General features: G+C 40.5%; 20 protein-coding genes. 19 read left to right on the top strand and 1 reads right to left on the bottom strand.

The window, feature by feature from the left end:
- Positions 1–2 precede the first annotated feature (2 nt).
- The 5 genes from F0Q01_RS07580 to F0Q01_RS07560 all read left to right on the top strand — a co-directional run bounded on the left by F0Q01_RS07580 (position 3) and on the right by F0Q01_RS07560 (position 5,039).
- On the top strand, positions 3–683 hold the full coding sequence (locus tag F0Q01_RS07580; RefSeq protein WP_143096644.1) for a hypothetical protein: 681 nt from the start codon (positions 3–5) through the stop codon (positions 681–683).
- A gap of 80 nt (positions 684–763) precedes the next feature.
- Entirely contained in the window at positions 764–1,153 is a 390-nt protein-coding gene (locus F0Q01_RS07575) for a PH domain-containing protein (RefSeq protein ID WP_090488388.1), read from the top strand.
- Between the two features lie 5 nt (positions 1,154–1,158).
- A complete protein-coding gene (locus tag F0Q01_RS07570) occupies positions 1,159–2,256 on the top strand; it encodes an acyltransferase family protein (protein ID WP_090487918.1) in 1,098 nt (365 codons plus the stop codon).
- Positions 2,257–2,268: 12 nt separating this feature from the next.
- Positions 2,269–3,735 (top strand): MBOAT family O-acyltransferase, encoded by a 1,467-nt coding sequence (locus F0Q01_RS07565; protein ID WP_090487916.1) that lies wholly within the window; start codon positions 2,269–2,271, stop codon positions 3,733–3,735.
- A gap of 11 nt (positions 3,736–3,746) precedes the next feature.
- Positions 3,747–5,039, top strand: a complete 1,293-nt coding sequence (locus F0Q01_RS07560) for an alginate O-acetyltransferase AlgX-related protein (RefSeq protein ID WP_090487913.1) — start codon at positions 3,747–3,749, stop codon at positions 5,037–5,039.
- 135 nt (positions 5,040–5,174) lie between these two features.
- Here F0Q01_RS07560 and F0Q01_RS07555 read toward each other — a convergent pair whose 3' ends face one another.
- Positions 5,175–6,242: an SGNH/GDSL hydrolase family protein gene (locus F0Q01_RS07555; RefSeq protein WP_090487911.1), complete on the bottom strand. Its 1,068-nt coding sequence runs from the start codon at positions 6,240–6,242 to the stop codon at positions 5,175–5,177.
- Between the two features lie 78 nt (positions 6,243–6,320).
- Between F0Q01_RS07555 and F0Q01_RS07550 the strand changes: the two genes are divergently transcribed.
- The 14 genes from F0Q01_RS07550 to ung all read left to right on the top strand — a co-directional run bounded on the left by F0Q01_RS07550 (position 6,321) and on the right by ung (position 18,956).
- The gene (locus F0Q01_RS07550) at positions 6,321–7,811 is read left to right on the top strand and encodes an NAD(P)H-hydrate dehydratase (RefSeq protein ID WP_090487909.1); all 1,491 of its coding nucleotides are present in this window, start codon (positions 6,321–6,323) and stop codon (positions 7,809–7,811) included.
- A 55-nt stretch (positions 7,812–7,866) separates the two neighbouring features.
- Complete coding sequence (locus F0Q01_RS07545) at positions 7,867–8,697, top strand: NUDIX hydrolase (protein WP_090487908.1); 831 nt, start codon at positions 7,867–7,869, stop codon at positions 8,695–8,697.
- A 14-nt stretch (positions 8,698–8,711) separates the two neighbouring features.
- Positions 8,712–9,461, top strand: coding sequence for an NAD(+) synthase (nadE, locus tag F0Q01_RS07540; RefSeq protein WP_090487906.1), 750 nt, complete (start codon positions 8,712–8,714; stop codon positions 9,459–9,461).
- Positions 9,462–9,487: 26 nt separating this feature from the next.
- Positions 9,488–9,907, top strand: coding sequence for a hypothetical protein (locus F0Q01_RS07535; RefSeq protein ID WP_090487904.1), 420 nt, complete (start codon positions 9,488–9,490; stop codon positions 9,905–9,907).
- Position 9,908: 1 nt separating this feature from the next.
- Positions 9,909–10,913 (top strand): asparaginase, encoded by a 1,005-nt coding sequence (locus F0Q01_RS07530; RefSeq protein ID WP_090155526.1) that lies wholly within the window; start codon positions 9,909–9,911, stop codon positions 10,911–10,913.
- Between the two features lie 55 nt (positions 10,914–10,968).
- The gene (locus F0Q01_RS07525; RefSeq protein ID WP_090487902.1) at positions 10,969–12,126 is read left to right on the top strand and encodes an alanyl-tRNA editing protein; all 1,158 of its coding nucleotides are present in this window, start codon (positions 10,969–10,971) and stop codon (positions 12,124–12,126) included.
- Between the two features lie 88 nt (positions 12,127–12,214).
- Entirely contained in the window at positions 12,215–12,952 is a 738-nt protein-coding gene (locus tag F0Q01_RS07520) for a YARHG domain-containing protein (RefSeq protein ID WP_090487900.1), read from the top strand.
- 118 nt (positions 12,953–13,070) lie between these two features.
- A complete protein-coding gene (locus F0Q01_RS07515; RefSeq protein ID WP_090487898.1) occupies positions 13,071–14,222 on the top strand; it encodes an acyltransferase family protein in 1,152 nt (383 codons plus the stop codon).
- A gap of 11 nt (positions 14,223–14,233) precedes the next feature.
- Complete coding sequence (locus tag F0Q01_RS07510) at positions 14,234–14,485, top strand: TIGR03905 family TSCPD domain-containing protein (RefSeq protein WP_090155534.1); 252 nt, start codon at positions 14,234–14,236, stop codon at positions 14,483–14,485.
- Positions 14,486–14,618: 133 nt separating this feature from the next.
- On the top strand, positions 14,619–15,527 hold the full coding sequence (gene nadA, locus F0Q01_RS07505) for a quinolinate synthase NadA (protein ID WP_090487896.1): 909 nt from the start codon (positions 14,619–14,621) through the stop codon (positions 15,525–15,527).
- Between the two features lie 13 nt (positions 15,528–15,540).
- Positions 15,541–16,848 (top strand): L-aspartate oxidase, encoded by a 1,308-nt coding sequence (locus tag F0Q01_RS07500; protein WP_090155589.1) that lies wholly within the window; start codon positions 15,541–15,543, stop codon positions 16,846–16,848.
- On the top strand, positions 16,848–17,699 hold the full coding sequence (gene nadC, locus F0Q01_RS07495) for a carboxylating nicotinate-nucleotide diphosphorylase (RefSeq protein ID WP_090487893.1): 852 nt from the start codon (positions 16,848–16,850) through the stop codon (positions 17,697–17,699). Before F0Q01_RS07500 ends, nadC begins: the two co-directional genes overlap by 1 nt.
- An 8-nt stretch (positions 17,700–17,707) precedes the next feature.
- A complete protein-coding gene (locus F0Q01_RS07490; protein ID WP_090487892.1) occupies positions 17,708–18,238 on the top strand; it encodes a transcription repressor NadR in 531 nt (176 codons plus the stop codon).
- A 43-nt stretch (positions 18,239–18,281) separates the two neighbouring features.
- Positions 18,282–18,956, top strand: coding sequence for a uracil-DNA glycosylase (gene ung, locus F0Q01_RS07485; RefSeq protein ID WP_090487890.1), 675 nt, complete (start codon positions 18,282–18,284; stop codon positions 18,954–18,956).
- The last annotated feature ends 12 nt before the right edge of the window (positions 18,957–18,968 follow it).

Below are 18,968 nucleotides of genomic sequence, written 5' to 3'. Positions count from 1 at the left end.
AGATGGGAGGAAATATGGGACAAAAGTTTAAAGCAATGTTTGAAGTGAGAAGGGATAGCATTTTGCTTAGTTATGGGATATTTCTAATTGCTATGGTATTTGGAATCATCCTATGCTTCTTTACAATGGACGGAAAAGATTTTGATTCCATTAGATATGCTGCAGTCATTGGAGGCGCGTCTATTTACTTTTCCATAAGTTTATTTTTTAGGATTGTGTATTATTCAATGGAATCTCAAAGAGCAGTATTATTTGGTATGACCAGAAGAGATACGTTTATCTTTGAAAAAATAATAGATTTCATAGAGATAGCAACCTTAGCAGTAGTATGTGCTGTATTATTGCCAGGAGGAAAGTACCTTTTGGTAATTAAATTGGCAGTGCTTACATTTGCATTTTTCTCTTGGCTTGAGGCCATCTGTGGAAATCTGGTTATAAAATTTGGCAAAACAGGTTATTGGGTTTGCTATATAGGAATATTTGTTGTATTTCTAGGATTACCAAAGCTTATACAATTTGTACCTGCAGTGAGAGATGCACTTGGTAAGATAGCAGAAGGAATGGTTTTTTCTGATCAAAGTCAAGGAATATACTGGGGAGCTATGGCTGGTGTGATTGCCTTAGCATTAATTGGACATTGGATTCTTTTTAGAAAAATTTCAGTTAGTTCATTAGCTGAATAATTTTAGAGGCCTTAGGGCCTCTTCTTTTTACTTTATGGGGCAAAATGGTTATAATGAATACATATAAGAAGGAGGATGTTATGGCTAATATATTATGGCAGGATAGAAAAAGATATTTTGGTCTTCCACTTAGCTTTACAAAATATAGCTTAAGTGATGATAGACTTTTTGTAGAGACAGGACTTTTAAATCTCGAGCAGAACGAGGTTAGATTATATAGAATTCTGGATTTACAGCTTAAGAGAAGTCTTGGACAGAGAATTTTTGGTGTGGGTTCTATTATCGTTACATCATCTGATAAGAGCCTTGGCAAGTTTGAGATTAGAAACATCAAAGATTCAGCCGATGTTAAGGAAAAGCTTTCTACTCTTGTAGAACAGCAGAGAGAGGCAAAGCGTGTTGTAGGTAGAGAGTTCATGGGCGGCGCTGACGACATGGACGATGATGATTTACATGACGGAGTTTTATAAGAATAATGAATAATACAAAGAAAAATGGACGGGTGGAGTTATTACGTTTGATTTTTGCTTTGGGGATTCTTTTCTTTCATATTTGCAAGCGATTTGTAGATGATAGTATTATTCCAATAGGTAATACGGATTTTAATTTCTTCTCCAGAGGATATATTGGTGTGGAGTTCTTCTTTATAGTCTCTGGATATTTACTTGCTTCTTCAGCATATGCCAAGAATTCAAAGGGTGAGCCTGAGCTGATTGGTTCAGAGACAGCTCTTATGATGAAGAAAAAGTTTTGGAATATTTTTCCATATCATCTATTTGCGACAATGCTTACTATTATCGTAAATGCGTATTTTTTGGAAAAGACCATGGTAGATAGATGGTATTACCTGGTGGATTCCTGGGCATCTATTTTCTTTTTACAGGTATTTGGTTTCGATAGCACATGGGTAAACAAGCTTACATGGTATATTGATGTATGGCTCATGGTTACTTTTATTTTCTACCCATTCCTTAGAAAACACTATGATATTTTTGTAAAGATAATTTGTCCGCTGTTGGCGCTATTTGTCCTTGGATACATGGCCCATGAGTATGATGGCATAGCAGGAATAGATGGCTGGACAGGCATGTTTTACAAGTGCTTCTTGAGAGGTCTTTCTGAGATGGCTCTAGGTTGTTGCACATACAGTCTGACTAGACAGTTCAACAAATACAATTTTACAAAACTTGGTAAATTTATTTTGGGAGTGCTTGAGGTAATATGCTATCTAATAGTATTTAGATATGCATGCACTGAGGTGGATGCCAAGTACAGTTTCCCAGTTATTTTTGTGATGTGGATAGGACTTATACTTACATTTTCTGATATCAATCCATGTCATGAGATTTTTGACAAGCCGATTTTTGCAAAGTTTGGCAAAATCAGTTTGTTGATTTACTTAAATCAGTTCTATGCAATCAGATTTGTGCAGGAGGTATTTTCAGGAATTAGTCTTACTGGAAAGGTAGTCCTATGTACAGTGATTACAATCATAGGTGCGCAAGTTTGTGGATTTGTGATTGATGGAATTAAAAAGTTACACCTAATAAACAAACTCATTATCAGAAATTAAAGGGAGAATGGTTTGGTTTTTAGTTCATTGATATTTTGCACTATTTTTCTCCCAGTATGTCTTCTTTTCTACTACGGTATACCAAAGATGACATTCTGCGGAGCTCAGCGCAAAATAATCGTATCTAATTATATACTTCTAGGCTTTAGTCTATTGTTCTACGCCTTCGGTGGAGTGAAATATCTGCTTCTTATTGGGGTAGTTATTTTGATTAACTGGACCGCAGGTTTTTTGTGCTCTGCTTCCCGACATGGGATTGTTGTCCGTAGGATTGGTCTGTTTTTTGCAATCCTATGTGATTTGGGAGCACTTTTTTTCTTTAAATATTTCAATCTTTTTATTGCGGTAATTGAAAACATTTTCTTTGGTGGGAAGCTTTCTCTCGGAGAAAAAATCAGTGGTATTTTCTCTGGTGTGGGTACCGGAGCTCTTGGAATAGGAGAAATAGTACTTCCTGTTGGTATTTCATTTTTTACTTTTCAGGCTCTTTCATACGTTATAGATGTGTACACTGATAAAGCAGAAATCCAGAGCAATCTATTTTATTTTGCCTTATATATTGCCTGCTTTCCCCAGCTTATAGCAGGTCCGATTATCCACTACAAGGATGTGGCAGGCCAGCTGACAGATAGAGTGGTTAGTTCCTCTGGTTTTGCTGAGGGAATCAAGAGATTCTGTTTTGGTCTAGGTAAAAAGGTACTTATTGCAAATACACTTGCCGTGATAGTAGATAGAATTTGGCAGATGGATTTGAGTGATCTTGATGCTACAACAGCCTGGCTTGGGGCAATCTGCTACACATTCCAGATATACTATGATTTCAGTGGCTACTCAGATATGGCTATTGGCCTTGGTAAAATGTTTGGATTCGACTTCAAGGAAAACTTTAATCATCCATATCGTTCAGAGTCCATTAGAGAATTCTGGAGACGCTGGCACATTTCTCTTTCCAGCTGGTTTAGAGATTATGTATACATTCCTCTTGGAGGCAGTCGATGCAGCATAAAGAAAACTTGTGGAAATATATTCTTAGTATTTCTTTTGACAGGAATATGGCATGGAGCCAATTTTACCTTCCTTGTATGGGGCCTAGTTTACGGATCGCTTTTGATTTTTGAGCGTCTATGGTTTGGAAAAATACTTGAGAAAAATCCTATTAAATTTTTTAATCGAATCCTGATTTTTGTAATCGTAACAATCCTATGGGTTGTATTTAGAGCAAACACAATAATGGATGCAGGCATCTACATTTCTAGAATGTTTGCAGGTGGAATAAAGCTATTAAATCTATTTTACTATCTATCTGGAATCAGCGTGATAGCAATATTATTTGCTATGCTCTGCGCCGGATTTGTACAGGCCCACATGAGTGTGAAGGCTGTAAAAGGAAATGCCTTGGTGTGTCTTGCTATCCTTGTATTAAGCCTGATATTTATGGTTAACGGAACCTACAATCCATTTATTTACTATCAGTTCTAGGAAGGGGCAAAATGAATTTTACAACTATCAAAAATAAAATATTCATATTTGTCTTTCTAGGAATCCTAGTGTTCCCGTGGGTGGGAGGAGGACTCCTTAGACTATTTGCGCCTTCAGTTTTTGAAAAGCTCTCTATAGTGGAGACAGAAAAACGACAGTTACAGCAGGTTAACGTAGAGGAGCTTTTGGACACCGGAGAAAGTCTCTCTGGCTATATCGATGACCGTATCCCTTTTAGATACTCTATGATTTCCTGGTACAAGCAGATAAATGACGCGGCAGACGAGAAATACCAGATAGCCGCTTCGAAAATAGGGCAAGCCATCTACCGGCCTGTGGAGCCGTCTCCTGTGGTAGCTGATGTACCAGAGGAAGTACCGGCTCAGGAAAATGCACCAGTCACTGAATTCATACCGGAGGTAGAGGAGCCGGTTCAGGAGGACCCTAACTTTTATCCTCTAGCTGTATATCAGGATGTAATTATAGGTCGAGAAGGCTGGCTATTCTTATACGGCGAAAACGAAATAGAATGCTACCAGGGCTCCAACCTACTCACAGACGAAGCCATGGCAAGCTATGCTTCAAAGTTAAATGAGCTTCAGACTATCTGCAACGCCAAAGGCAAGCAGCTATATATTTTCATAGCGCCAAACAAATCCCAGGTATTTAGCAAATACATGCCTACGGTGGAAATCGTAAATACGTATAAAAGGGAGCAGCGACTACATGCATATCTGACTGAGAATTGCTCCACACCATTCATTTATCCACTGACAGAATGCTTAGGGGCAGCCTCAGCCTACCAGACTTACTACAAATACGACAGTCACTGGAATCACTTTGGAGCCCTCTACGGCACCAATGCACTATATGCAGCCATGGGTGTAGAACAAACGGACCCAACCCGGTGGATAGTAGGCACAGGGGACGCCGAGAAATACGAGCTTTACACCTACATGGGTATGACCGACGACAGTATCACCCATGATGACACCGAATACATAATGGACTACCGCCCAGAGATAACAGTAAATGGACTAAACCTTGACGCTATGGTTTGTCGCACCACCAGCGACGGTGCCAACCAGAGCAAGCTATGCCTCATCGGAGACAGCTTCCGTGTAAACATGATGCCGTACCTATCCAAGGACTTCACCTCATGCACCTTCGCACACCGCGACTACATGACCAGCGTCAAAGCCGACATCAAGGCCGCGGACATCATCGTCATCGAGGCCGTGGAACGCTACGACTACGAGGCCTTTGCCACCGTCCAGCGCACCATCAACATCCTATCTAAGTAAATTCAGCCCCACATACCTGTGGGGCTTTTTGCTGCCCTTCTGTAAGAATTCTAGGCCGCGCCCCTGCCACCTGGCCCCGGCCAAGGGTAGGCCTTGAAGGGCAGCAAAAAAGCCCCGGCAAAGCGGGGCTGAATTTTAGAGAACTGCGATGAGGTGCTGGGCGATGGCTGCGTAGCCGGCGTCGTTAGGGTGTCCGGCCAAGAAGGAGCCGATGGTGTATACGCGGCCGTCAGGAGTGACGTATTCGTCGCCTTCCTGAAGCTGGTATTCGGTAACACCTTGGATGTCGGAAAGGCTGACGTAGGTGCAACCTGTGGAAGAGGCTACGGATTTCTTGGTGCTGATGATGCTTGAGTATGCCCAGAAGTTGTCAAGCATTACGATGCGTGCGTTAGGGTTGTAGCTTCTGATATATTTAATCATGTCGGTGAGATCCTCGGAAAAGTGGGTCTCATGATTCTTTACGTTTTCGCCAAGTTCGATGACGATGGTACCGTACTGGTAGTTGGTGATGTATGGGTCAAGGTCATCAAGTTCTTTGTTTCTGGTGTTGGAAAATTCCCATGCTCTAAGTGACATAAAGTCGTAAGAAGAATATCCCTTTGCGGCTACGGTAAGGTGTACGTAGTCATTTGCTGCAGTGGAAGCTCCACAACCCCAGCCTGAGCCCCACCAGTCGCTGGTGGCAGGATACATGGTTATTGAGTTACCAATGAATAAGATGTCTTTTGTGGCAGTTGGAACTGGCTTTGAGGTAGATGGAAGAGGGATGTCTATGTATTCCTCAGATACATCTTCAAATGAAACATAGCCGAAGTCGTCGCTGACTTTTATTTTGTAGTAGTCAGTCTGGTCACAGGTGGCCACGATTGAAACACGCTGGTCAACTGAGAGTGTGCCTACGATTTCTGCTGTGTCGTATGGTTCTTCTCTGACGGTTGCATCAGCAACTGCAAAGTATGTAGCCTCGAAATCTGTGAAGGTGTATTCATCTTCTTGCTCTGCGGCAGCGGCTGCAGCTTCGATAGCATCTTGCTCAGCTTTTTCTGCTTCAAGGCGAGCCTGCTCCTGTTCAGCTTCAATACGTTCTTTTTCAGCTGCTTCCTTGGCAGCTTTTTTATTTTGGATAACCACAAGGGAACCGAATGCGATAATTAAGATAACAAGTGAAATCCAAAGAGTGATAACGATTTTCTTTCTCAAAATAATTCTCCTGTCCTATAATAAGTATTATAATTACTGTATTATAGCACTTTAGAAGTTGTTTGAGGATAGAATATTATGAAACCAATACTTTCAGCAGAGGAAATGAGAGCCTGCGACCAGGCTACTATTGAAAAACATAAGGTACCATCCCTGGTTCTGATGGAGCGGGCGGCAAAGGCTGTGGCTGATTTTATCATTGATAAATACCCTGAGGCTAATCAGGTGTGCGTACTGTGCGGACCTGGAAATAACGGGGGAGACGGAGTAGCTATTGCAAGGCTTTTGTATTTGTCTGGTAGACAGGTGAAGACTGTTCTGATGTCAGATGAGTCCAAATATTCTGCTCAGCTGAAAGAGGAGATAGAAATTGCAGAAAGCTATGGCATGGATTTTGCCTTAGGTTTCAATGAAGAAAAAATACAGTCATCTGATTTGTTCGTAGATGCCATGTTTGGAATAGGGCTGACAAGGGGAATTTCAGGAGATTATTTGGCAGCGGCAAAGCTTATAAATAATTCTAATAAGCCAGTGGTAGCTGTTGATATTCCTTCAGGCTACCATACTGACTGTGGAAAACTTTTGGGAGAGGCTGGTGTGATGGCCAGTGATACCATTACTTTTGCCTATATGAAAAAGGGCCTTGTGCTAGGAGAATGCAAGGAGGCAGCAGGCGAAGTTCATGTAGCAGATGTAGGTATTTATTTGGATGAGACTGAGGGAAAGGCTATGATTTTGGAAGAAGCAGATTTAAAGGATCTTCCTAAACGAAAGTCTACAGCCAACAAAGGCTCCTGTGGCAAGATTTTGATTATTGGTGGAAGCGAAAATATTTATGGTGCCCTGTATTTGTCAGCTAAGGCTGCCCTTACTGCAGGGGCTGGCTTGACCAAAGTTTTTACCCATAAAAACAATATAGAATCTATTAGGCAGGCTATTCCTGAGGCGATGTTCTGTGGATATGAGGACTTTGAAAAAGAAAAGCTTTTAGAGTCAATTAACTGGGCCGATGTGATTTTGATGGGTCCGGGTCTTTCAACCGGAAAACTTTCTGAGGAAATAGTGACAACTGTCCTTGATAATGCCAGTGTACCGCTTATTATAGATGCAGATGGAATTAATATTTGTGCCAATATGAAGGGGGCACTAATTAAATATGCGAAAGAAAATCCCGTTATTATGACTCCACATCTCAAAGAGATGGAAAGACTATGTGGCGTTCCTGTGAAGGAGATTAATTATGACATGGAAAAAGTTGCCAGAGATTTTTCTTATGAAACAAATGTGACTGTGGTTTTGAAAAATTTTTCTACTGTCATAGCTTCAAATGATAATATTTTTTATTCCACAAGCGGAAACGAAGCTCTTGCAACTCCAGGCTCAGGAGATGTGCTTGCAGGAATTATTACCTCATTTGTTGCCCAGGGCTTGCCAGTGGTGAAATGTGGGGCAGTTGGCGCATTTTTTCACGGTCTTTGTGGGAAATTAATATCTCAAGATGTGGGTATTAAAAGTGTGCTAGCTTCTGATATAATTGAAGGAATAAAAAAAATAAATGTATTGACATAATTTGAAAATAGTAATAAATTACTACTGTATGGTATTTTGCACATAGGAGGACAATATGGCATTAACAACAGCAAAAGGATTAAGAGATCAGAACGGTTTAACAGAAGAAGAATTCTTAGCCCAATATGATCCAGGGGATTATGAGAGACCATCGGTAACAGTTGATATGTTACTCATTGGACCAAAGAAAGATTTGTCAGGACTTAGAATCTTACTTATTAAGCGCGGCGGACACCCATACCTTAATTGCTGGGCTTTACCAGGAGGCTTTGTTCATCCAGATGAGACATGTTACGAGGCAGCGAAGAGAGAACTTAGTGAGGAAGCAGGCGTAAAGGATGTGTTCCTTGAGCAGGTTTATACTTTTTCTAAGCCAGATCGCGACCCTAGAACTAGGGTAATGAGTGTTGCTTATATAGCACTTACTAGCAAAACTGTACCAGTACGTGGTGGCGACGATGCACTTGAAGCAGCATGGTTCGATTTTGAGTACACAGACTCACAGATCCATATTTTCAATGAGGACATCGGAGTAGATATCGTATATGAGCTTTCTACAAAGAGATTTAAGAATGGTCATATCAAGTATCCAAATCTAACACCTACACTCAAGAGCAAGACTAGACTTGCATTTGATCACGTTGAAATCATTATCGAGGCAATGAAGAAAATCAGAAAAGAAATCGAGTACACAGATTTGCCATTCAGTATGGCACCTGTTAAGTTCACATTGCCAGATTTACAGGTAATTTACGAATTACTTCTTGGACACAAGCTTTACAAGGCTAACTTCAGAATCATGGTTGCCGACAGAATCGAGGCACTTGGTGAGAAGACTAAGTCGATTGTTGGACGCAGAATGTCTGAGGTATACATGCTTAAGTAGGAGACATAAGTAAGATGAGAGAGTTTAATGTTAAAGACCAGACAGAGAAATTAATCCAGTACACTAGGGATTGGTTTAACAAGTTTGGTGACAATTCTAAAGCAATCATAGGTATTTCCGGCGGTAAGGATTCTTCTGTTACAGCTGCAGTATTAAAGGCGGCTCTTGGAGCAGATAGAGTTCTTGGAATCATCATGCCAAACGGGCAGATGGTAGACCTTGATGATGCAAAGCTTCTCGTTAATCATCTTGAGATTCCTTATGAGATAGTTCCAATCACAGATTATTACAATGCAGCTATAGCTACTTTTGAAAAGGCAAAGACATTTAAGGTGACAAAGGATTTGAAGATTAATCTTGCACCACGTCTTCGTATGTCTACTCTTTATGCTGTAGCCCAGGGACAGGATGTTACATCATTTGTCGTTAATACATGTAATGCATCTGAGGATTATGTGGGATATTCAACTAAATATGGTGATGCGGCTGGTGACGTTTCACTTCTTCAGGATTTCACTGTGACAGAGGTTCTTCAGATAGGAGAATATTTGGGACTTCCAAATCAGCTTGTGCACAAGGTGCCTTCTGATGGTTTGTCAGGTATGTCTGATGAAGAGAAATTGGGATTTACATACAATATGCTTGATGAATATATTTCTGATTCAAATGCAGATATCCCAGCAGACACTAGAGAATTAATTGAGAAAAAGCATGTTGCAAACTTGCACAAGCTTCAATTAATGCCTGCATATAAAAGACATTAATTAAGATGTAATTGGGAGGATAATATATGTCTTTTGAAGTAAGAAAAATATTTGAGGATTTATCGCATCTTAGCAAGGTGCATACTAAAAAAGAGTATGCAGCAGCTATGGATATGTTTAGAGCAGATAGATTCTCTCTTTTGAGGGATTTGACTGAATCAGGTGACTACGCTGCTAACAGCCTAGTATTGTGTCAGGATGTTCAGGATGAGTTCAAGAAATTTGGTAAGGTTCGAGCAGCAGAGCTTATGAACCTAAATTATTTCATGATTTACTATATTTTCCCATCTATTCTTTTGGAAAAGGAAAATGGGGCAGAGATATGCGATATTCTTAGAGATACATGGAATGGCTTCTTTAAGGCAAATATCAATTATACAGATTATGAATCATTGATGAGCGGTTTCCAGACCAAAATATTTGGAATTCCAATCGGAAAGAACTAGCATGAAAAAGATTTTAATGATAGGCACAGGAGGGACAATCGCCTCTAAGCAGACTGAAGCTGGTCTTACACCAGGCCTTACTGCTGAGGATGTTTTGTCCTATATTCCTGCCGTGGAGCATGTTTGTCAGGTTGAGACTATTCAGGTCCTTAATCTTGACAGCACTAACATGACTCCAGAACACTGGAAAGTAATTGTTAAGGCAATAGAGGACAATTATGCAAGCTACGATGGCTTTGTTGTGTGTCACGGAACAGATACTCTTGGATATACAGCAGCAGCCCTTAGCTACATGATTCAAAACTCTGCCAAGCCTATTGTAGTTACAGGCTCACAAAAGCCAATTAGTCGAGATATCACTGATGCCAAGACTAATCTTTTAGATTCATTTATCTATGCTTCTGATGATGCATCTCAAAATGTCAGCATTGTATTTGATGGCAAGGTCATCTGTGGCACTAGAGCTAAAAAAGAAAGAGCTAAAAGCTACAATGCATTTTCTAGTATTAACTTTCCATACCTTGCAGTTATTCAGGATGGAGTAATAGTTAGATATATTCCAGAGGTACCAGTTCGTGGCATTCCTAGTTTTTACTACGAGATGTCTGACAAGGTAACACTCTTGAAATTATACCCAGGAATGAAAGCAGATATATTATCATTCCTGTTTGAGAACTACGATATTGTAGTCATCGAAAGCTTTGGTGTAGGCGGTATGCCTAATTCTCTCATGGATACATTCTATGAGGAGATGGACAAATGGAAGGGTACAGATAAGCTTGCAGTTATGACCACTCAGGTTGCCAACGAGGGCAGCAACATGACAGTCTACGAGGTGGGCCGTCAGATTAAGGCTGATTTCCACATGATTGAAGCTTATGACATGACACTTGAGGCGACCATGACAAAGTTAATGTGGCTTCGTGGCATGAACTACAGTAACACCCGTCTTAGAGAGGCATTCTACACAGAGATTAATAGAGATATTCTATTTAAAAAACATTAAGGCACAGAGGCTTTTGCTAAAACGGCAAGGGCCTTTATTTGGATTAGGAGAGAATATGAAGACGATTCCACTGTATGATAGGGAGCCATTTGCAAAAGAATTTTCTGCAAGGGTCATTTCTTGTCAAGAGGAACTGAATGGGGAGAAAAAGCTGTACAAGGTAGTGTTGGATCAGACCATGTTTTTCCCTGAGCAGGGCGGTCAATCAAGCGACAAGGGTATGCTGGACGGAGCGACTGTTTTAGATGTTCAGATTGAAGAGGATGTGATTTACCACTATTGCAGCAGCGGCTTCTTAAGCGGAGAGGTGGTTCACGGTGAGATAGATTGGGACCACAGATTTAACAATATGCAACAGCATACGGGTGAGCATATTTTTACCGGACTTGCCCACAATATTTATGGAGCAGAAAATGTTGGATTTCATCTGAGCGACAACACAGTCACCTTGGATTTAAATATCGAGATGACAGAAGACCAGGTGAGAGAAATTGAATATAAAGCCAATCAGGTGATTGCTAAGGATTTGCAGGTAAAGGCCTATTATCCGGAGCCAGCTTTGCTTCCTGCAATCGATTATAGGAGCAAAAAAGAAATAGATGGTGCAGTACGCCTTGTAGAGATAGAGGGCATTGATATATGTGCTTGTTGTGCTCCCCATGTGAAGACTACAGGGCAGGTTGGACTTTTAAAGGTGGTATCCTGGGAGAAATACAAGGGTGGAGTTAGAGTGTATATTCTATGCGGCCTTAGAGCCTTAGAGGACTATAATCGTAGGATTTCCATTCTATCAAGCACCTATCAGACACTTAACTGTACAGAGGATGAACTTCCAAACAGAGTGTCAGGATTACTTAGTGACAACAAAGACCTTAAATATCGAATCAGTGAAATCAAGTCAAAGGCCCTTATGGAGCAGATTGAAAAATATCCATCTGAGCTCAATGATGTGACTATTTTTACTGAGGATTTAGATATTAAGAATATGCGCGATGGTGTAAATGCTTTGATGGAAAATCACAGCGGACTTTGTGCAATATTCTCAGGTGATGACGAAAGCGGATACGACTTTGTCATTGGTAGCACAAGCCGTGATTGTGGTGCCATTGCGGCAGGCCTTCGTGAACTGCTTGGAGCAAAAGGCGGCGGCAATAAGCAGATGGCCCAGGGCAACATAAATGCCACTAGAAGTGCCATAGAAAACACGCTGTAATAAAAATGTAACAAACATCAACAAAACGTAACAATTGTGTTATACTGTAAGAAAATAATAAATAACGCAAAAAAGGGAAGAAAAGTGTATGAAAGATATTAGAGATCCAAAAAAAGTTGTAGAAACTTTTAGCTCTATAAAAGAGTTTTTCGCTAGATTGTGGGCTAAGCCTAATGTTAAAAGATGGACCATTGAAGGATTAGTTTCAATTGCAGTGGGTGTATTGGCTGCATTCCTTACATTCCACACATTGAACAAGCCGAAATCCTTGGAAGTGAGCAAGAAGGGAGCTGAGGCTCCGATAGTTGAGGGCACTGAAGAGGTCAATGGCGAGGGATTGCCAGCAGACGATCCTGACGCAGATGTTGTAATCGAAGTAGTTGAGGGTGTAAGCGATTCACCTGCAGAATATACTGGCGTTGCAGATGAGGTGGCAGATTGGTCAAATGAAGAGATTGATGCTGCCATATCAGAGCGTAGCAGTTATATTTCTAGTACAAAATACGCTTCAGTTGTAAATAGCTTTTGGGAATCTAAAAGAGGTGTGACAGATGTGGCATGGCAGTCTATGCACATGTTTGACACCGATAAAAAGATATACACTGCAGCAGATTTCGAGGGCATGAGCCCAGAGGCAATACATGCTGCCAAAAACGAAATTTATGCTCGTCATGGATATTCTTTCAAGGATCAGGATTTATACAACTATTTCATGTGCTACATTTGGTACAACCCATCTGTTATGCCTGCTGATTTTTCTGAAAGTGTATTTAGTGAAACTGAGGTTAAAAATCTAGATATATTAAATGAGCTTGACACTATGTAAGGATAATGTGTTTTGTAGAAGGACTGGCTGATTAGCTGGTCCTTTTTGTTATGAATTAACATAGGATTTTTGGGGCATAGTATGTATAATTGTAGAGGATTTTTTGTAAGGAGAAATTATGGAAAATAAAAGCGGACGACAGTCTAATATAGAACTACTTAGAATTATAGCTATGCTTATGATAATTTGTTATCACATTATCATCCATTGCGTTAACATTCAGATAAGCAACGCCGCATCAATTGAGAGACTACAGAATGGCTGGTTTAGCACACCGGATTTCTACAGCCAGTTACTTATGCTAGCTCTTATGATGCCTCTTGGACTTGTGGGCAATGCAATATTTATTATGATATCAGGATACTTCCTAGCAGACCGAGAGATAGACATGTTAAAGGTATCCAAGAAGCTTATATCCCAGCTATTTTTTGCGGCTGTCACATTAGTGTTGGCGTCCTCATTTTTTATCTGGTATTCATGCAAGAGTCAGTTCTTATCTGAGAACATGATAAGCTACATCAAAATCCAGTACTTCAACAAGATGTCATGGTTCGTTGGCTACTACTTCATCATTATCCTTATAGCTTTTATGTTTTTAAATAAATATCTAGCTAAACTTACACAAAAGCAGTATGTTGGATTTTTGCTTGCTATATTTGCAGTGACTGAGCTAGGCTGGTCAGGCAAGCTTTTAGATGATTTGGCAAGTGGCCTTAGAACCGTATTCATCGGAGTATTTTTATATGCCCTTGCCGGCTACATTAAAAAATACGACCCGTTTAAAAAGGTGAGAGGCTATGTATTCCTGCTTCTCATAGTGCTTGCTAATGTAATTATAGGCCTTTCCTACTACAACAACGTAATAGGCAAAATAGACACCTACTATGACACTATGGCTACTCAGAATCTAACAGAGTTAGAATTCATCCAGTCTATTCCTCGCTATGAGAATTTCAGTGTGATGGTTGTAATCATTGGAATATGTCTATTTGAGCTCGCTCGCAGGATTACAATCCCATCAATTGGGCTCATCAACAGGATTGCCCAGGCAACATTCATGATATATCTTATCCACGACAATGGACTTGCATATAGTATATGGCAGACCCAGGACTGGCCAACTCTTCTCTACAATGACACCACAGGATTCCTTGTAAAGCTATTAACATGGACTCTTGGAGTATTTGTTGTAGGATTAGTTGCCTACATCGTATATACTATTCTTAAAAAGTTGATTGTAAAATCAAAGTGGCTATTCATTAAAAAATAAAAGGAGTAACAATGGAAAAGTATACATTCGTACCAAAGGGCGTATGTGCACGTCAGATTGACTTCGAAATCGAAGACGGCAAGCTTCACAACGTAAAATTCACTGGCGGTTGTGACGGCAACACCAAGGCAATCAGCAAGCTTCTTGAGGGCGCTGACGCATCAAACACCGTAGACATCCTTAAGGGCAACCTCTGCGGCATGAAGGGCACAAGCTGCGCCGACCAGCTGGCTAAGGGCATCGAACAAGCGCTTGCCAAATAACACAGTTGTAAACAAATCTTAAGAGAGCAGGAAGAGCCTGCTCTCTTTTTTGTATTTACAACTGTCTTGTCAGTAGACTTTACATGTGCTAGAATGTGTTAAATATTTTTTTAGAAGTAAAGGGAGATATTGTATGAACGAACTTGTACAAGAGATAGAGAAGCTAAAGAAAGAAAAGAACGCAGTGGTGCTGGCACACTACTATGTGAATGATGAGGTACAGGCGATAGCGGATTATATTGGCGATAGCTATTATCTGGCAAAGGTTGCAGTGGGACTCGAGGAGAGCACCATTGTATTTGCTGGTGTTAAGTTTATGGGCGAGTCGGCCAAGATTTTAAATCCTGAGAAGACAGTGCTTATGCCTGATGCTAATGCAGATTGTCCTATGGCTCATATGGCAGAGATTGAGCGTATCGAGGAAGTTCGCAAGGAGTATGATGATGTGGCTGTTGTTTGCTATATCAATTCTACTGCAGAGCTTAAGATGCATTCGGATGTGTGTGTTACTTCTGCCAATGCTATGAAGATTGTTAAGGCATTGCCTAATAAAAATATTTTCTTTATTCCAGATGAGAATTTAGGAAGATATATTGCTGAGAAGGTACCTGAGAAGAACTTCATCTTCAACGATGGATTCTGCCACGTTCATAAGGCCGTTACAGCTGATATGGTTAGCCGTGCTAAGGAGTCACATCCAGAGGCTGAGGTACTTATCCATCCAGAGTGTACATTGGATGTTCTTGAGCTTGCAGACTATATTGGCAGCACTTCGGGAATCATCGACTATGCTACAAAGTCAGATAAAAAGGAATTCATTATTTCTACTGAGCTTGGTGTGCTTTACCAGCTTAAGAAGAACAATCCTGACAAGACATTTTTCTCTGCAGGTGGAGTTCAGATTTGTCCAAATATGAAAAAGGTCACACTTGAGAAAGTAAGAGATTGTCTCAGAGATAATACAGGTGTAGTGGAAGTTAGTGATGAGAAGAGAGAAAAGTCACTCAAGCCACTTGCTCGTATGTTAGAGCTTGCTAAATAAAGGTAATAAAGATATGGATACAAAATATGATGTAGTAATTGTTGGTAGCGGTGTAGCAGGATTGTTTTGTGCACTTAGCTTACCACAGGATAAAAAAATACTGTGCATTTCAAAAGATGCTTTAGAGGGCTGCGATTCATTTTTGGCTCAAGGTGGTATTTGTATGCTCAGAGATGATGACGATTATGATGCATACTTTGAGGATACCATGCGAGCAGGTCATTATGAGAATCGCAAGGAATCTGTTGAAATAATGATTAAGAGTTCCCAAGATGTTATTGGGGATTTGGTTGAGCTTGGTGTAGAGTTTGAGAAAAAGGATGGCCAGTTCGTATTTACGAAGGAAGGTGCTCATTCAAATAATAGAATTCTTTTCCATGCAGATATCACTGGCAAGGAAATCACAAGCAAGCTTTTAGCTAGAGCTAAGGAGCGAGAGAACATTACTTTGATGGCTCACACTACTATGGTAGATTGGGTGTGTCAGGACAATGTTTGCTATGGTATCGTAGTTGCAGATATGGATGGCAAGACCACTGCTATTCAGGCTGATGTTACAGTACTGGCCTGCGGCGGACTTGGAGGAGTATATCAGCATTCTACAAACTATCGCCATATTTCAGGAGATGCACTGGCCCTTGCCATGTATCATAATGTTAGACTTGAGAACTGCGATTATGTGCAGATTCACCCTACTACACTTTATACTAAGCAGGGCGGTCGAAGCTTCTTGATTTCAGAGTCTGTTAGAGGCGAGGGAGCGGTTCTTAGAGATAAGGATGGCAATCGATTTACAGATGAATTACAGCCTAGAGACGTGGTTAGTAAGGCTATATTTGACAAGATGAAGGAACAGGGCACTGACCATGTATGGCTTGATTTTTCACCTATTCCAAAGGAAGAGATACTTAATCATTTTCCTAATATTTATCAGAGATGTAAGGAAGCCGGATATGACCCACTTACAGACTATGTGCCAGTAGTTCCAGCTCAGCATTATTTCATGGGCGGAATATACGTAGACAAGGATTCTAAGACTACAATGGAGCAGCTTTATGCAGTAGGAGAGACAAGCTGCAATGGTGTACATGGTCGAAATAGACTTGCTAGTAATTCTCTTTTGGAGAGTCTTGTATTTGCAAAGCGAGCAGCACATGATATCGCAAATACGGATTCCTTTAAAAAGCCAGTAGATTTTGATAATCTAGTAAATATGGATGGTTATGAGGATTTGCCATCTATTATGGAATACTACCACGCTATGGTCATGGGCGAGATTGAAAAAGAAGAAAAACTTAGAGCCGCAAAGGAGGCAATATAATGAATAACATAACAATGACACTTAACGCAGACGAGCTTATCAGAATGGCTCTTAAAGAGGATATATCAAGCGAGGACGTTTCTACTAATTCTGTAATGCCAAGCGACCAGGCAGGAGAGGTTGATCTCATCTGTAAGGAAGATGGAATCATCTGTGGAATGGATGTATACGAGAGAGTATTCAAGATATTAGATGAGAATACAATCGTTGAAAAATATGTTAATGATGGAGATGCAGTTAAAAAAGGCGAGCTTATGGCCAAGGTAAAGGGCGATATCAGAGTATTGCTTTCAGGTGAGAGAGTTGCCCTTAATTATCTCCAGAGAATGAGCGGTATCGCTACATACACAAATCAGGTGGCATCACTTCTTAAGGGAAGCAAGACAGTTCTTCTTGATACAAGAAAGACTACACCTAACATGCGTATTTTTGAGAAGTATGCTGTAAAGTGCGGTGGCGGTCAGAATCATCGTTACAATCTTTCAGATGGAATTCTTTTAAAGGACAATCACATTGGTGCTGCTGGTTCAATCACAAAGGCAATTGAAATGGCAAAGGCATATGCACCATTTGTTAGAAAAATCGAAATCGAAACAGAGACACTTGAGCAGGTTAAGGAAGCTGTAGAGGCTGGCGCTGATATTATCATGCTTGATAATATGGATGTTAATACAATGAAAAAGGCTGTTGAAATCATCGATGGCAGAGCCCAGACAGAGTGCTCAGGCAATGTTACAAAAGAGAATATCAAGAATATTATCGATAGTGGAGTTGATTATGTATCAAGCGGTGCGCTTACACATTCTGCACCAATCCTTGATATCTCAATGAAGAACTTACACGCAGTATAGGAGGAGCCATGGACGGACAAACTCGAAGACAGAGATTAATAGAGCTGGTCAGTGAATCGGACAAGCCGGTATCAGGGACTGCCCTTGCTGCCAAGCTTAATGTAAGTCGTCAGGTTGTTGTGACAGATATTGCTTTACTTAGAGCTAACGGTATAGATATTATTTCTACTAACAGAGGCTATATCGTAAATACGGATAACAAAAAGTGTTCACGTGTGATAAAATGTCGTCATACTGATGATGAGATTTTAGATGAGCTTTTTACAATTGTGGACAATGGAGGCTCAGCTGATAATATCATTATTAATCACAGATACTATAATCGTCTTGAGGCGCCACTTAATGTGCATTCTAGATTGGATGCTAAGGAATTTATGGAGGCTATCAAATCAGGTAAATCAAAGTCCCTTAGCTCTGCTACCAGTGGCTACCACTATCACACAATCAGTGCAGATAGTGAGGAGGCACTGGATATCATCGAGCAGGAGCTGAAACAAAAGGGATACTGGTTGCCCCTTGATGATTGGATTTTAAAATAATTGAGAGCGTAACTCGCTTAGTTAGATTAAGAGGAGTTTAAAATTGTCAGCTATTAGTAATGATTGGCTGGAGCCATTAGCTCCAGAGTTTAAAAAGCCTTATTACAAGGATTTATATTTGAAGGTAAAAAAGGAGTATCATGAGCAGACGGTATATCCACCTGCTGATGATATTTTTAATGCCTTTGATTTCACACCTCTTTCAGAGGTGAAGGTGGTAATTATAGGCCAGGACCCATATCATGAGCCAGGTCAAGCTCATGGACTTTGCTTTTCTGTGAAGCCAGGGGTAAAGACACCACCATCCCTTGTGAATATCTATAAGGAACTTCATGATGATTTGGGCTGCAGTATCCCTAATAATGGATATCTTGAAAAGTGGGCTCGACAGGGCGTTCTGATGCTCAATAACGTACTTACGGTACGTGCCCATCAGGCAGCAAGCCACGCAGGTATTGGCTGGGAGCAGTTTACAGATGCTGCTATTGATGTGCTTAACAAGCAGGATAGACCTATAGTTTTCTTACTTTGGGGCTCTCCAGCAGCTAAAAAATGTGCCAAGCTTAATAACCCAAATCATTTGATTTTAAAGGCACCTCATCCAAGCCCTCTTTCTGCCTATAGAGGTTTCTTTGGATGCAAGCATTTTAGTCAGGCTAATGAGTTTTTAAAGTCAAAGGGCCTTGAGCCAATTGATTGGCAGATAGATAACATCTAAAAGCTTGAAAAT

This window comes from Pseudobutyrivibrio xylanivorans (genome assembly GCF_010906925.1).
Taxonomy (GTDB): domain Bacteria; phylum Bacillota; class Clostridia; order Lachnospirales; family Lachnospiraceae; genus Pseudobutyrivibrio.
This window is presented reverse-complemented; position numbering and strand designations above follow the sequence as displayed.